This window comes from Tabrizicola sp., assembly GCF_041913445.1.
GTDB lineage: Bacteria > Pseudomonadota > Alphaproteobacteria > Rhodobacterales > Rhodobacteraceae > Tabrizicola.
This window is the reverse complement of sequence record NZ_JAYSFG010000004.1, coordinates 146,539-159,713: the sequence shown is the minus strand read 5'-3', so window position 1 is coordinate 159,713 and position 13,175 is coordinate 146,539. Positions and strand designations below refer to the sequence as shown.

At 67.6% G+C, this 13,175-nt stretch carries 11 protein-coding genes, 2 tRNA genes and 1 pseudogene; 7 read left to right on the top strand and 7 right to left on the bottom strand.

Annotated features, from left to right (window positions below; all coding sequences use genetic code 11):
* Positions 1-248, bottom strand: a pseudogene (locus ACE3Q6_RS06790) (DNA polymerase III subunit delta'); the annotation flags it as partial.
* A gap of 268 nt (positions 249-516) precedes the next feature.
* Between ACE3Q6_RS06790 and ACE3Q6_RS06785 the strand changes: the two are divergent.
* Positions 517-936, top strand: coding sequence for a VOC family protein (locus ACE3Q6_RS06785; protein WP_374430004.1), 420 nt, complete (start codon positions 517-519; stop codon positions 934-936).
* 327 nt (positions 937-1,263) lie between these two features.
* Here the strand turns inward: ACE3Q6_RS06785 and tmk are convergent, their stop codons facing one another.
* The 3 genes from tmk to ACE3Q6_RS06770 are packed head-to-tail and all read right to left on the bottom strand — an operon-like array spanning position 1,264 to position 4,249.
* A complete protein-coding gene (gene tmk, locus ACE3Q6_RS06780; RefSeq protein WP_374430001.1) occupies positions 1,264-1,887 on the bottom strand; it encodes a dTMP kinase in 624 nt (207 codons plus the stop codon).
* Positions 1,888-3,042 (bottom strand): D-alanyl-D-alanine carboxypeptidase family protein, encoded by a 1,155-nt coding sequence (locus ACE3Q6_RS06775; protein ID WP_374429998.1) that lies wholly within the window; start codon positions 3,040-3,042, stop codon positions 1,888-1,890.
* Positions 3,043-3,052: 10 nt separating this feature from the next.
* Positions 3,053-4,249, bottom strand: coding sequence for an SPOR domain-containing protein (locus tag ACE3Q6_RS06770; RefSeq protein ID WP_374429996.1), 1,197 nt, complete (start codon positions 4,247-4,249; stop codon positions 3,053-3,055).
* 267 nt (positions 4,250-4,516) lie between these two features.
* On the opposite strand from ACE3Q6_RS06770, the gene ACE3Q6_RS06765 reads away from it, so the two are divergent.
* Positions 4,517-4,606: transfer RNA gene (locus ACE3Q6_RS06765), tRNA-Ser, on the top strand.
* Positions 4,607-4,642: 36 nt separating this feature from the next.
* On the opposite strand, the gene ACE3Q6_RS06760 is transcribed toward ACE3Q6_RS06765, so the two are convergent.
* On the bottom strand, positions 4,643-5,020 hold the full coding sequence (locus ACE3Q6_RS06760; RefSeq protein WP_374429994.1) for a response regulator: 378 nt from the start codon (positions 5,018-5,020) through the stop codon (positions 4,643-4,645).
* Entirely contained in the window at positions 5,017-6,519 is a 1,503-nt protein-coding gene (locus tag ACE3Q6_RS06755) for a sensor histidine kinase (RefSeq protein ID WP_374429992.1), read from the bottom strand. Before ACE3Q6_RS06755 ends, ACE3Q6_RS06760 begins: the two co-directional genes overlap by 4 nt.
* A 271-nt stretch (positions 6,520-6,790) precedes the next feature.
* Here ACE3Q6_RS06755 and ACE3Q6_RS06750 point away from each other — a divergent pair, with 271 nt between their 5' ends.
* A complete protein-coding gene (locus tag ACE3Q6_RS06750; RefSeq protein WP_374429990.1) occupies positions 6,791-8,161 on the top strand; it encodes a sensor histidine kinase in 1,371 nt (456 codons plus the stop codon).
* 64 nt (positions 8,162-8,225) lie between these two features.
* Here ACE3Q6_RS06750 and ACE3Q6_RS06745 read toward each other — a convergent pair whose 3' ends face one another.
* Positions 8,226-8,546, bottom strand: a complete 321-nt coding sequence (locus ACE3Q6_RS06745; RefSeq protein ID WP_374429987.1) for a hypothetical protein — start codon at positions 8,544-8,546, stop codon at positions 8,226-8,228.
* Between the two features lie 242 nt (positions 8,547-8,788).
* Between ACE3Q6_RS06745 and ACE3Q6_RS06740 the strand changes: the two genes are divergently transcribed.
* The 4 genes from ACE3Q6_RS06740 to ACE3Q6_RS06725 all read left to right on the top strand — a co-directional run bounded on the left by ACE3Q6_RS06740 (position 8,789) and on the right by ACE3Q6_RS06725 (position 13,127).
* Entirely contained in the window at positions 8,789-9,823 is a 1,035-nt protein-coding gene (locus ACE3Q6_RS06740; protein ID WP_374429985.1) for a cysteine synthase A, read from the top strand.
* A complete protein-coding gene (locus tag ACE3Q6_RS06735) occupies positions 9,820-12,255 on the top strand; it encodes a DUF3772 domain-containing protein (protein WP_374429982.1) in 2,436 nt (811 codons plus the stop codon). Before ACE3Q6_RS06740 ends, ACE3Q6_RS06735 begins: the two co-directional genes overlap by 4 nt.
* Positions 12,252-12,965 (top strand): alanyl-tRNA editing protein, encoded by a 714-nt coding sequence (locus ACE3Q6_RS06730; protein WP_374429980.1) that lies wholly within the window; start codon positions 12,252-12,254, stop codon positions 12,963-12,965. The genes ACE3Q6_RS06735 and ACE3Q6_RS06730 overlap by 4 nt, the downstream gene beginning before the upstream one ends.
* Before the next feature lie 72 nt (positions 12,966-13,037).
* Positions 13,038-13,127, top strand: a tRNA-Ser gene (locus ACE3Q6_RS06725).
* Positions 13,128-13,175 lie beyond the last annotated feature (48 nt).

Genomic DNA, 13,175 nt, shown 5'->3' with positions numbered 1-13,175 from the left:
GGGGCGGCGAACATGCCGCCGTCATCCTCGGGCGTGGCCAGCAGAAACCGGGCAAGGCGCCAGGCGAGGGTGGCCTTGCCGACCCCCTTCGGCCCGGTCAGCATCCAGGCGTGGTGCAGGCGGCCGGAATTGAAGGCCCGCAGGAACTCGGCCTGGGGTTCGGCATGACCGACGAGAACCCGCGTCTCGCGCGGGTGGGGGGCACCTTCCAGGCGGTCGGGCTCGGGCAGGGGGTCTTTCTCGGCCATGCGGCGGAGATTGCACGGGGCGGGGGGGAAGGGGAAGGGGGTGCGGGATGTCCACGCTGGGCAGCGGGTCCGCTATCAAGGAAAACAATGGGTTGTCTGTGGGCATTTGGAAAGCGTTAGCCTTGTATGGCGGGACAGGTCACCCCACCGGGAAGAACATTGTGGTACGCAGCTTGACCGGTCGGGGCGCGACGGTCAGGCTTGCGGGACGCCGAACAGTGGGGGCCGGTTGTAAAAGGCGCGCCTCGCCAGGCCGAAAGGAGGCAGCATGGAAGCCAGGATTTCGCTGATCACGCTGGGAGTGGCGGACCTGGAGCGGTCGGTCGCCTTCTACCGAGACGGGCTGGGCCTGCCGACCGAGGGCATCATTGGCACCGAGTTCGAACATGGGGCGGTGGCGTTCTTCCCGCTGGCAGGCGGGCTGAGGCTGGCGCTTTGGGCTCAGGCGGATCTGGCGCATGACACCGGGCTGGAGGCGCGGCCGGTCAGCCCGACGGGTTTCGCCCTGGCGCACAACGTGCGGGAGCGGGCCGAGGTGGACGCGGTGATTACGGCAGCCGAGCGGGCCGGGGCGCGGGTCGTCAAGCCGGCGCAGGAGACGTTCTACGGCGGCTATGCCGGGTACTTCCAGGACCTGGACGGTCACCTCTGGGAGGTGGCGTGGAACCCGGCGATGCTGCCGGGTTGAGGCGGACTGGACCAGAGCTTGCATGGACGCATGTCCGCCGGTGCAGGCCGGGGGAGACGTACCGAAAGGGACCAGTGTCTGTTCTCCCCAAGAAGGGGGGGCCGAGGTCCATTGGGAGGCCTGTTTGTAAGGTGGGCGGAACGCACACCCTACGCTCGGGCCAGGTGCGGCCACGGCGTGCCGGACCCGCTGGGCTACAGTGGTCCCGTCGATCTTGCGCTTTGGCCAGCGCAGGGTGCCCGCGCGGGCCCTCATCCCTGCGGGACAGCGCGAACGGGGCCGCGGTCGGTCGGGACGCGTGTTCGTAAGGTGGGCGAAACGCCCAGTTTACGACCGGCCCAGATGCGGGGCCACGGCGTGCCAGACCCGCTCGGCCACCGTCGTCTCGTCCGCGTCTGCGTCGATCAGTCGGAAGCGGGGATGTGCCTTGGCCAGTGCGAGGAAACCCGCGCGGGCCTTTTGCTGGAAGCCGAGGCCCATGTCTTCGAACCGCAGCTCCGCCCCGGCGCGGGCGGTGGCGCGGGCGAGGCCCACGGCAGGGTCGAGATCGAAGAGCAGCGTCAGGTCGGGTTCGACACCGATCATCAACGCGTGGAGGCGGTCCACCGTTTCGCTCAGGTCGCCCCGGGTGATGCCCTGGAAGATGCGGGTGCTGTCGGCGAAACGGTCGGTGATGACCACCTCGCCCCTCGCAAGGGCCGGGCGGATGGTCTTTTCCAGATGGTCGCGGCGGGCGGCGGTGAAAAGGAGGATCTCGGTCTCGGCCGACCAGCGGTCGGTGGCGCCCTCGAGCACAAGGCGGCGGATCTCTTCGGCGCCGGGGCTGCCACCCGGTTCCCGCGTCAGGGTCACCTGGTGGCCCTGGTCGCGCAGGGTCTGGGCCAGCCTGCGCCCCTGCGTCGACTTGCCGGAGCCGTCGATGCCTTCGAGGCTGATGAAGAGGCCCGCCATTCAGCTGGCCGGCGATCCGACGTAGCGGGTGTAAAGCGCCTGGGCGGCCGTGGTCAGACGCTTGGCGAAGCCGGCGGTGCCCACGTCGGCCTCGGCCACCAGGGGAACGCGGCGGTCGGGCAGGCCGGGGGAGTGGACGATGAGCTCGGCCACGGGGGTGCCCTTGGCGACAGGGGCGATCAGCGGGCCGTTGTAGACGACCTCGGCCGTCACGCTGTCCTGGACAAGCGCGGGAACGAGAAGGCGCACATCCTCGGCCGGGACCAGCCCGACGGTCTCGGTCGCGCCGAGATGGACTTCGGCCTCGGCCACGCGGGTGCCTGCCTTGGCCACGGTCTTCTCGGAGAACTGGCGGAAGGCCCAGGAGACGATGCGTTCGGCTTCTTCGGCGCGCGCTTCGTCCGACGGCAGGCCGGTGATGACGAAGATCACGCGGCGGTCGCCCTGCTTGGCCGAGCCGACAAGGCCGTAGCCCGCTTCCGAAGTATGGCCCGTCTTGAGCCCGTCAGCGCCGACGCCGAGTTCCAGGAGCGGGTTCCGGTTCCGGGCATTGGCGGGGGCGCGGTCCTTGTAGTTGAACTCGGTCTCGGCAAAGATCGGGTAATACTCGGGAAAATCCTCGATCAGATGCTGGGCGAGGATGCCAAGGTCGCGCATCGACATGCGGTGGTCGGGGTCGGGCCAGCCCGAAGCATTGGCGAAGACCGAGTTCGTCATCCCCAGCGCCTTGGCCCGTTCGGTCATCTGGGCCGAGAAGGCCGCTTCCGTGCCGGCAAGCCCCTCGGCCACCACGACGCAGGCGTCGTTGCCGGAATTGATGATCATGCCGTGGATCAGCTCGCTTACCGTCGGGCGGTCGCTTTCCTGCAGGAACATCGTCGAGCCGCCCATGGCCGTGGCGTTGGAGGAGACGGCGAACTCGGTCTCCATCGTGACGCGACCGTCGCGCAGCGCCTCGAAGAGCATGTTGATGGTCATGAGCTTCGACATCGAGGCCGGGGGCAGGGGCTCGTCGGCGTTCTTGTCCATGAGGACCGTCCCGGTGGTCATGTCGTAGACCCAGGCGGCGGTGGCGGCCGTCTCGAAGGCGCGCGCCGGAAGGGCGGCGAGCGCGAGGGCGACAAGGGTCAGGACAAGACGCAGACGGTTCAGCATGGATGGGCCTTCACTTCAGGAAATAGGCGTCGGCAAAGCCGGCATCCTTGATCTTCTTCAGCATCGCAGCGTCGCCCATGACCACGACGCCCCAGACGGCCTTCCCGCCGTTCTCGGACTTCTGCGGGCTGGCTGTGATACCGATCTTGGCCAGCGCCTCGGTGGCGCGGCGGGCGTTTTCCTCTTTCGAGAACGAGGCCACCTGGATTGGGCGCGCGGGGCCGGTCGCTGCGGGCGCCTCGGCCGCGGGCTCGGCCGCCGCGACGGGGGCGGGGTCCGCGCCGACGGTCTTGCGCTTGGGCTTTTCCGGCTTGGCATTCGCCACGGCGTCGGGATCGCGGGCGTCCAGCGGTGCGGTCTCGACGGCAGCCACGGCGGCGGCCGCCGGGTCGGGTGCGGCGGCAGGGACTTCACCTTCGACCGCGGTCGCGCCGGCGGCGGCAGCGGCTGCTGCGGCCTTCGCTTCGGCGGCGGCGCGGCGCTTGGCTTCGCGGGCGGCCTTGGCTTCGGCGCGGCGTTCCTTCCAGGTCTTCTTCTTCGGGGTGCCATCCGGGGCGAGGGCGGCAGCGCCTTCGGCGGCGACGGTGGCAGCGGCTGCCGCGTCTTTGGCGGTTTCGGCAGCAGCGGCTGCAGGAGCGGTCGTGCCCTCGCCATCGACTGCGGCGAGCGCGGCCGTCGCAATGGCAGCGGCTTCGCCGCTTTCACCAGCCGGGGCTGCGGCCGCATCCGGCGAGGCGGGTTGGGCGGCGGGTTCGGCGGCGGGTTCGGGCTCCTTGACCTCTTCCTTGCGCAGTGCCGTCACCCGGATCTCGGTCGGCTGGCCGGCGAGGATGCCCAGGGCCTCGGCCGCGTCCGAGGACAGCTGCAGCCGGGGGCCGGGATTCTCGCGCTCGCGCTTGAAGAGCGCCCCGGTGATCGACTTGCCGGTGGCGGGGTTGAAGATCAGCACGCGCTCGGGGTTGACCGCATCCGGGGCCGCGACCCAGATCCCGCCCAGGGAGGGCCGACCGTCCCAGAGCGCGCTGTCGGTGGTCTGATAGACTTCGGGGGCTTCGATGTCGCGGGCCGCGCCACCTGCCGCGCGCGTCGCCGGAGCCGACACCTGAGAGCCGGTCGCACCGGTCTGTCCGCCACCTTCCACGCAGCCGATCAGCAATCCCGTTGCCGCCAGGCCGAAAACAAACTTCCGGAATTCAACTCGTGCCATGTCCGCCCTCAAAGTCGCACGGTCTAGGACGCCGTGCTTGCCGATGATCCTGTCCGTGGTATCGGGCCGTCCGCCCGGAGCGTTCGCCGCCCTCCACCCCACGTGTGTCTGCCTGCCTTTGACACAACATACAGACTTGCAGTGGCCGTGGAAAGGGCAGAGGGGGTTTCCCCTTGTCACGATCAGCGGAAATCGTCTGCGGGCCGCTTTCAGAATCGATCCGCCGCGCGTATTCGAGCCGTCGCGGTCCGACCGAGGCCGCCCGACGGAAGTGTGGCCGAGTGGTTTAAGGCTCTGGTCTTGAAAACCAGCGTGGGGGGAACCCCACCGTGGGTTCGAATCCCACCGCTTCCGCCACCAGCCGACCCGTCAACCGTGGTGCGGTCGGGCCGGTCAAGGCCGGTGCGCGGCGTTTTCCAGCATGGCCCGGGACAGCTGCTCTTCCACCTCTTCCCAGCCATAGGGCTTGGGCACGACGCGGACGCCGAAGCGTTCGGTCCGTTCGTTGGCGCCATAGCCGGTCGTGAACACGAAGGGGATGCGGCGGGCGCGCAGGTCCTCGGCGATGGGATCGCTCCACTGGCCGTTCAGGTTCATGTCGAGGATCGCGGCGTCGACGGGCTGGGCGCGCAGAAGCTGGATCGCGTCGGCGACGGTCGAGGCCGGACCCACGACGATCGCTGCGGCGTCCTGAAGCATGTCGCACAGGGCCGCGGCGATGAGGAATTCGTCCTCGACGACCAGGATGCGGCGGTTTGCCAGTCGACTCATGCGTTCGTTCCTTCACATGTCGCTTCGATGCGGCAGACCAGTCCCTGCGGCTGGAAATCCAGCGTGGCGCTGCCGTTCAGTTCGGTGACGAGCCCCTGTTCCAGCATCATCGTGCCGAAGCCCCGGCGCGCGGGCGGCATCACCGGCGGGCCGCCGTTCTCTTGCCACAGGATCTCCAGCCGGCCTTCGGGAACGGGTTTCCAGACCAGCGAGACGGTCCCGCCATCGACGGAAAGCGCGCCGTATTTCAAGGCGTTGGTCTGCAATTCGTGCAGGGCAAGCGCCACGGCGAGCGCCTGTTTGGGGGAAAGCAGGAAGGCCGGACCGTCCACCATGATGCGGCCGCGCCCCAGGGGAGCGCCGGCCAGGACCTCGCGGGCCAGTTCCTGCAGCGGGGTGCTTTCCCAGCGGACGCCCGACAGGATGTCATGCGCGCGGGCAAGGACCCTGAGCCGGCCGAGGAAGGTCGAGACGGAAGCCAGGTCGCGGTCCGCCTTGAAGGTCTGCAGCGCGATGGCCTGCACCACGGCGAGCGTGTTCTTCACGCGGTGGTTCAGCTCGGCCAGCATCAGTTCGCGCTGGCGGGCCACGCTTTCCTGTTCGGTGATGTCGACGTTGACCCCGATCATTCCCAGGAAGCTTCCGTCGCAGCCGTATCGCGGACGGGCTTCGGTCTGCAGGAGCCGCCAGTCGCCCGCATGATTGGCATAGCGACCGCGGACCATGACGGGTTCGCCCTGGGCGATGGCCTGGCCCATCCGGGCAAGGACCGCGGCGCTGTCGTCGGGGTGGATCGTGGCCGACAAGTCAAAGGAATCGAGGCCATCTTCGGCCACGCCCCAGAAGTCGCGCGCGACCCGGTTCAGCTGGTCGCAATGTCCGGCGGAATTGCTCATCCAGATCATGACCGGGGCCTCTTCGGTCATCTGGCGGAAGCGGGCCTCGGACTGGCGGAGCTGGGAGAGCGCCGTCTCGCGGGCGGTCTCGGCCCGGGCGCGACCGATCGAGAAGCCAAGCTGCCGGGCGATCGTCACGGCCAGCGATCGGGACTGCGGGTCGAAGTCCTGCTGCTGGGCATAGTAGGTCATGAACTTGCCGATGACCCGGCCCTCGAGCGTGAGGGGAACGAAGCCGAGGCTGACGATCCCCTCATGGCTGATCTCGTCCTTGATCCAGTCGGCCTCGTCCGTTGCGCGGATGTCGGGGACGAAGATCGGGGGAGGGTCGCGGTCGCCCGGTTTCCAGGGCGTATGTCCCGCCAGCCGGGTGCGGTAGCGGTCCGAAAGCCCGCGCCAGGCCACGAACTGCATGGTGCCCTCGTCGTCGAAGAGCAGGATCGATGCGCGTTCGCAGCGCAGCGTGAGGGTGATCACGTCCAGCGCCGAGGTGTAGATCTCTTCGACGGAACGGGCATGATAGACCGCGTCGGTGAATTCATAGAGGGCCTGAAGAGTGTCGCTGGTCGACACACTCACGCCCTGCTGACTTGTCTCAGACACCTTGTTCCCCCAACTGCAGGCGTCCTGCGGTTAAACGTGTAAACGCCCGGGACCGGAGTCCGGTTCCCTATGAAGGCGGATTTAATTGCGTTGCCTGTTAAGGGGTTATCGGGAACAATGGCAGGTAGGGGAGCATTGTGTCCTTTCTCTTGCCGTGCCGCAGGTGCTTCGGGCTGATCCAAAGGCCGGGGCGACGGCGGCTGTGTTTTCTATCGTTTCCGGCCTTCCCAAAGCATGTCGCGACCAAGGTTCGCGCTTTAGGGAGACGTTGATGAAAGGAGCGGTCGAGCCCGCGACTGAGTACGAGACGGCGGTAAAGTACGAACTGGCCTGCAAGGCGGCCGGGATCGGCGTCTGGGAGCTTCACGTCGCCGAGGACAGGCTGGTCTACTGCCCGATCGCGCGGGGCATCTTCGGGTTTCCGGCAGAGGGTCCGATCACTCGGGACATGGTCTACGCGGTGATCCACCCCGAGGACGCGGGCCTGGTCCGCTCGGCTGCGCAACGGGCGCTGGACCCGAAGGTCAGGTCCACCGAAAGCTACACCTACCGGATCCGGCGTCCCGACACCGGCGAGACGCGCTGGCTGGTCGGCGACGGCATCGCCTATTTCCGCGGTGCGGGAGACGATGCGATTCCGCTTCTTTATGCTGGCTCGATCCGGGACGTGACGGAACGCGAGCTGACGCGGCGCAGTCTGGCAGCCAGCGAGGAGCGGCTGAGGCTGGCTGTCGATGCCGCGCAGATGGCGGTCTGGGATCTGGACATCGAGACGGACGTGGTGGCGCATTCGCCCGAACTGAACCGGATGCTCGGCTTTCCCGAAGACGCCCGCCCGACCGCCGAGGAACTGCGGTCCCGCTATGCTCCGGGCGAGCGGGAGCGGTTGGAGGCCCTGGGCGCAGAGGCCATGGCGCGCGGCGAGACAAGCCTGCAGGCGCGGGTGAACTACATCGTGCCGGGGAAGGGCGAGGTGACCTATGTCCTGCGCGCAGCGCTTGCCGCGTCGACCGAGGGTGGTGCGTCGAAGCGGGTGATCGGTGTCCTTTATGATGCGACGGAACAGGTGCGGGCCGAGGCGCGGCTGACGACGGTCAACGGCGAGCTGCGCCACCGGTTGAAGAACATGGCCAACCTGGCCGGGATCTTCGCCCGGCAGACCTGGGCGGGGAACCCGAAGCTTGACACCTACCTTGGCCGGATCCGGGCGCTGGCGATGTCGGCGGACCTGATGTTCGGAACCCGGGATGCGGTCCTGCAGCTTCATGACGTCATTCACAGCTCGATGCAGCCCTTCATCAATGATTTCCATGACCAGATCGCCCTGGACGGACCGGACGCAGTGCTTTCGGACCGGCTTTTCACCGGGATTGCCCTTGTGCTGCACGAGCTTGCGACCAATGCGGCCAAGCACGGCGCGCTGTCCAGTCGCGCAGGCCGGGTCGAGCTGACCTGGCGGCTGGAGGACGCGAAGCTGCATATGCGCTGGACCGAGACCGGGGGACCCAAGGTCAAGGCGCCCGAAAGCCATGGCTTCGGCCTGAACCTCTTGCGCCGGGGAGCATTCGCGGTGCCGGACGCAGTGCGGCTCGACTTCCGCGCCGAGGGCCTGTTGGCAGAGATTTCCCTGCCGCTGGCATGAGGCGCTTCCGTTCGTCCGGCCTGAAAGAAGGGCAGGGCGCATGGCCCCGCCCAGCCGTCGGGGCCTAGTCAGGTTCATCCAGAAGTTCTTGGGACAGGTGGTTCACGATCGGCCTTCCCAGCCAGACGGTGACGAAGTTGCACCCACGGTCTTCCAAAGTCTTGAAGGTAACGTGGTGCCCGTCGATCTGTTCGATATGGTAAAGGACAGTCACCGTCGCGTAGCGGATTATTGCGGCTTCGAGACGCTCGATTACCTTCAGCCGATCCGCAGGCCTGGGAAAGGCGCGAATGGCTTCAAGTTCCCAGCAGACCAACGCAAGTCGGCCGCAGATCCGCTGTTCGGTGAGCATGTCCTGCGCTGGGAAGTCATCGTCATCGATCATTGTCGTCTCCTTCGTCTGACCATGTTCGAGGTTCGGCCCGGGGGCCGCGCAGACGCGCTGCAAATGGTCGAAGGAGGCTAGAGGATGGTCGAACCCTTCCTGGAGATCACGGGCACAGGGTCAGGCAGTGCGGTGCCTCTGTCAACCCTGGCTGCCGGGACGTGCCAGTCGCGCCCCTCACGCCTTGAGTTTGCCCCCCGACCCCAATACACCTTCAGGGACCAAGGAAGGACCCGCACCCCATGCGCATTCATCAGGATCTGGCCGACACGATCGGGAACACGCCGCTTCTGAAGCTGAAGAAGGCTTCGGAAATGACCGGCTGCACCATCCTCGGCAAGGCCGAGTTCATGAACCCCGGCCAGTCGGTCAAGGACCGGGCGGCGCTTTACATCATCAAGGACGCGGTGGCGAAGGGCCTGCTGAAACCCGGCGGCACCATCGTCGAGGGCACGGCGGGCAACACCGGGATCGGGCTGGCGCTGGTGGGCGCGAGCATGGGCTTCCGCACGGTGATCGTGATCCCGGAGACGCAGAGCCAGGAAAAGAAGGACATGCTGCGGCTTGCCGGGGCCGAGCTGGTGCAAGTCCCGGCAGCGCCCTACCGCAACCCGAACAACTATGTCCGCTATTCGGGCCGCCTGGCAGAGGCCTTGGCCAAGACCGAGCCCAATGGCGCGATCTGGGCCAACCAGTTCGACAACACAGCGAACCGGCAGGCGCATATCGAGACGACGGGTCCGGAGATCTGGGAACAGACCGGGGGCAAGGTCGACGGCTTCATCTGCGCCGTGGGCAGTGGCGGGACGCTGGCGGGCGTGGCCGCAGCGCTGCAGCCGAAGGGCGTGAAGATCGGGCTGGCCGACCCCGAGGGCGCGGCGCTGCACAGCTTCTACACCACCGGGAAGCTCGAGGCGCCGGGCAACTCGATCACCGAAGGGATCGGGCAGGGGCGCATCACCGCGAACCTTGAAGGCTTCACCCCCGATTTCAGCTACCGCATCCCTGACGCCGAGGCGCTGCCGATCATCTTCGACCTGCTGATGGACGAGGGGCTCTGCATGGGCGGGTCTACGGGCATCAACATCGCCGGCGCAATCCGCATGGCGCGCGAGATGGGGCCGGGCAAGACCATCGTCACGATCCTCTGCGACTATGGCAGCCGGTATCAGTCCAAGATCTACAACCCGACGTTCCTGCGCGAGAAGGGCCTGCCCGTCCCCGACTGGCTTGACCGTCCCGCACGGCCCATTCCCCCGGTCTACGAAGACGCATGAGGCGGCTTCTCCTCTGGTTTGGCCTGGTGCTGGCGCTGGCGGCAGCGCCGGTCGTCGCGCAGGACCAGACGGGGGCACCGACGGCAAGTGAAGAGCCCACGGACGACGGGGCCGCACTGGACTATGCGCTGTGGGAGCGGATGGCCGAACGGGCTGAAGCCGAGATCCAGAATCGCAACACCTCGTCCGAGCGGATGGAGGAGATCCGCGCCCAGCTGGCCAAGTGGCGGGCAGCCCTTCTCAGCGCGCAAAGCGCCAATTCGGCGCGGATCACCACGCTGCGTCAGCAGATCGAGGCGCTTGGGCCTGCCCCCGCCGAGGGGGAGGTCGAGGCCGAGGAAATCTCGGTCCGCCGGCAGGAGCTGGCCAGCCAGCTTGTCCAGCTGCAGGCCCCCGGGATCGCCGCCGAGGAGGCCTACCGCCGCGCGGACGGGCTGATCGACGAGATCGACCGGACCCTGCGCGAACGGCAGGCGGACGAGCTTCTGCAGCTTTGGCCCTCGCCGCTGAACCCCGGCAACTGGCCCGAGGCCGCGATCGGCTTTGCCGACACGGTCCAGCGCCTCTGGGACGAGACGGTGACCGCCTGGGAGGACCCCGAGGTACGGGGTGAACTCCTCGTCAACCTGCCGCTGATCCTGGCCTTGGTGGTCGTGGCGATTGCCCTTGTCGTCTACGTCCGGCGCTGGATCGAGCTTTTCACCGACCGCCTGCAGCAAGGCGCCTCGGTGCGGGGTCGGCACTTCTGGGCGCTGATCGCGTCACTGGGCGGGATTCTCTTGCCGACCCTGGGCGTGGTGGCGCTGTCCTCCGCGCTTCTGGCCAGTGGTCTTCTGGGCGAGGTCGGGTCCCGCATCGCCGTGGTCCTGCCCTTTGCCGGACTGGTGGTCTTCACGGCCGCATGGCTGGGCGCGCGCGCCTTCCCCCGGCTGCAGGACGACGACGCGGTCCTGCCCCTGCCGCCAGAGCGCCGGGCCGAGGGGCGGTTCCTGTCGGTGATGATGGGCCTCGTCATCGCAGCCGACATGCTGCGCAGCGCAGCGATGGATGCGCAGGCCTATTCGGACGCCACCACTTCAGTCATGTCCTTCCCGATCCTGCTGACCGGGGGCCTGGTCTTGATCCGCCTCGGCCGCACCCTGCGCCGAGCGCGCGAGGCGGAGGACCGGAACGCAAGCTACGGGCTGCGGCTGATCCAGCTTCTTGCCCGCGGACTGACCGTGCTGGGGATCCTCGGCCCGGTCCTGGCGGGCTTCGGCTACGTCCAGGCGGCCGAGGCGATCATCTACCCGGCGATGATGTCCTTCGCGCTGGTGACGCTCCTGTTCATCCTGCAGCGGCTGATCGGCGACGGCTGGGCGCTGATCACCAAGTCCGAGGAGACGGCGCGCGACGCGCTGGTCCCGGTACTGGCGGGGTTCTTCCTGTCCATCGCCTCGCTGCCGCTGCTGGCGCTGATCTGGGGCGCCCGGTTCTCTGACCTGACCGAACTCTGGACGCGTTTCACCGAAGGCTTCCAGATCGGCAGCACCAAGATCTCGCCGTCGAACTTCATGATCTTCGCTGCGGTTTTCGTGATTGGCTACATGCTGACCCGGCTTTTCCAGGGGGCGCTGCGGACCTCGATCCTGCCCAAGACGAAGATGGAGCCCGGCGGCCAGACGGCGCTTGTCGCGGGTGTCGGCTACGTGGGGATCTTTCTTGCGGCGCTGATTGCGATCAACGCCGCGGGGCTTGACCTGTCGGGCCTTGCCATCGTCGCCGGTGCGTTGTCGGTCGGTATCGGTTTCGGCCTGCAGAACATCGTGTCGAACTTCATCTCGGGTATCATCCTTCTGATCGAACGCCCGGTCAGCGAGGGCGACTGGATCGAAGTGGGCACCGTGCAGGGCAAGGTCCGCGCGATCAGCGTCCGGTCGACCCGGATCGAGACCTTCGACCGCAACGACGTGATCGTGCCGAACGCAGACCTGATCACCGGCCGCGTCACGAACTGGACGCGCTTCAACCTTTCGGGCCGGATCATCGTGCCCGTCGCGGTGGCGATGGGGTCGGATACCCGAAAGGTCGAAAAGCTTCTGCGCGAAATCGCCGAGGAGCAGCCGCTGGCGATCCTCAACCCGCCGCCGGTCGTGGCCTTCACCGGCTACACGACGAACCAGCTGAACTTCGAGATCCGGGTGATCCTGCGCGACGTGAACTTCGGGGTGCAAGTGCGCAGCGACATGAACCACCGTGTGCTAGAGCGGCTGGAGGAGGAGGGGATCCACATCGTTCCGCCGCCGCCTCCGCCCGCCGCGCCCGATCCGATGAAGGCGGCGGATGCGGTGTTGGCGCTGTCCGAGCTTCTGGACAGCGAAAAGCCCGCGGCCGCCCGCAAAAGGCCGGTGCGGGGGGAACCCGCCCGGGATGTGAAAGGGGCCGAACGATGACCGAGCTTCTCTTCCGCCATGATGCCTATCAGACAGCCGCAGACTGCGAGGTCATCGGCCACACGGCCGAGGGCGGCATCCTGGTCGACCGGTCGATCTTCTATGCCACGGGTGGCGGCCAGCCGGGGGACAGCGGCGTCCTGGACTGCGGCGGGGTGCAGGTGCCGATCGCCACGGCGTTGAAAGTCGAGGGCGGCATCGCGCTGGTGCCGGCCGAGCCGGTGGCCCTTCCGCCCGCGGGCACGACGGCGCGGCAGTTGATCGACTGGACCCGCCGCCACCGCCACATGCGCGTCCACACCGCGTTACACCTTCTGTCGGTGGTGATCCCGCTTCCGGTAACCGGGGGCCAGATCGCGGCGGACAAGGGGCGGCTCGACTTCGACATGCCCGAGCCCCCCGGCGACGTGGCCGCGCTGGAAGAGGCGCTGAACAGCCTGATCGCGCGCGACCTGACGGTCAGCGACGACTGGATCACGGACGAGGAGCTTTTGGCCAACCCGGCGCTGGTCAAGACGATGTCCGTCCGCCCGCCGATGGGGCAGGGCAGGGTGCGGCTGGTGCGGATCATGGATGGCACCACGCGTGTCGACCTGCAGCCCTGCGGCGGCACCCATGTCCGCCGCACGTCCGAGATCGGCCGGGTGGAGATCGGCAAGATCGAGAACAAGGGTCGCCAGAACCGCCGGGTGACGATCACCCTGGCCTGATCCCGGGAAATCCCGCGCTGCGCAAGATATCCCCTTGAACAGCGCTGCAAAGCCGGGGTATCAGCCGCGGACGGACAGTTGGCCGAGTGGTCGAAGGCGCACGCCTGGAAAGTGTGTAGGCGGGGAACCGTCTCGAGGGTTCGAATCCCTCACTGTCCGCCACTTGCCCTCGCGAAAGCGTTCTCCCGATCCGGCTGCGGCCGGATTTTT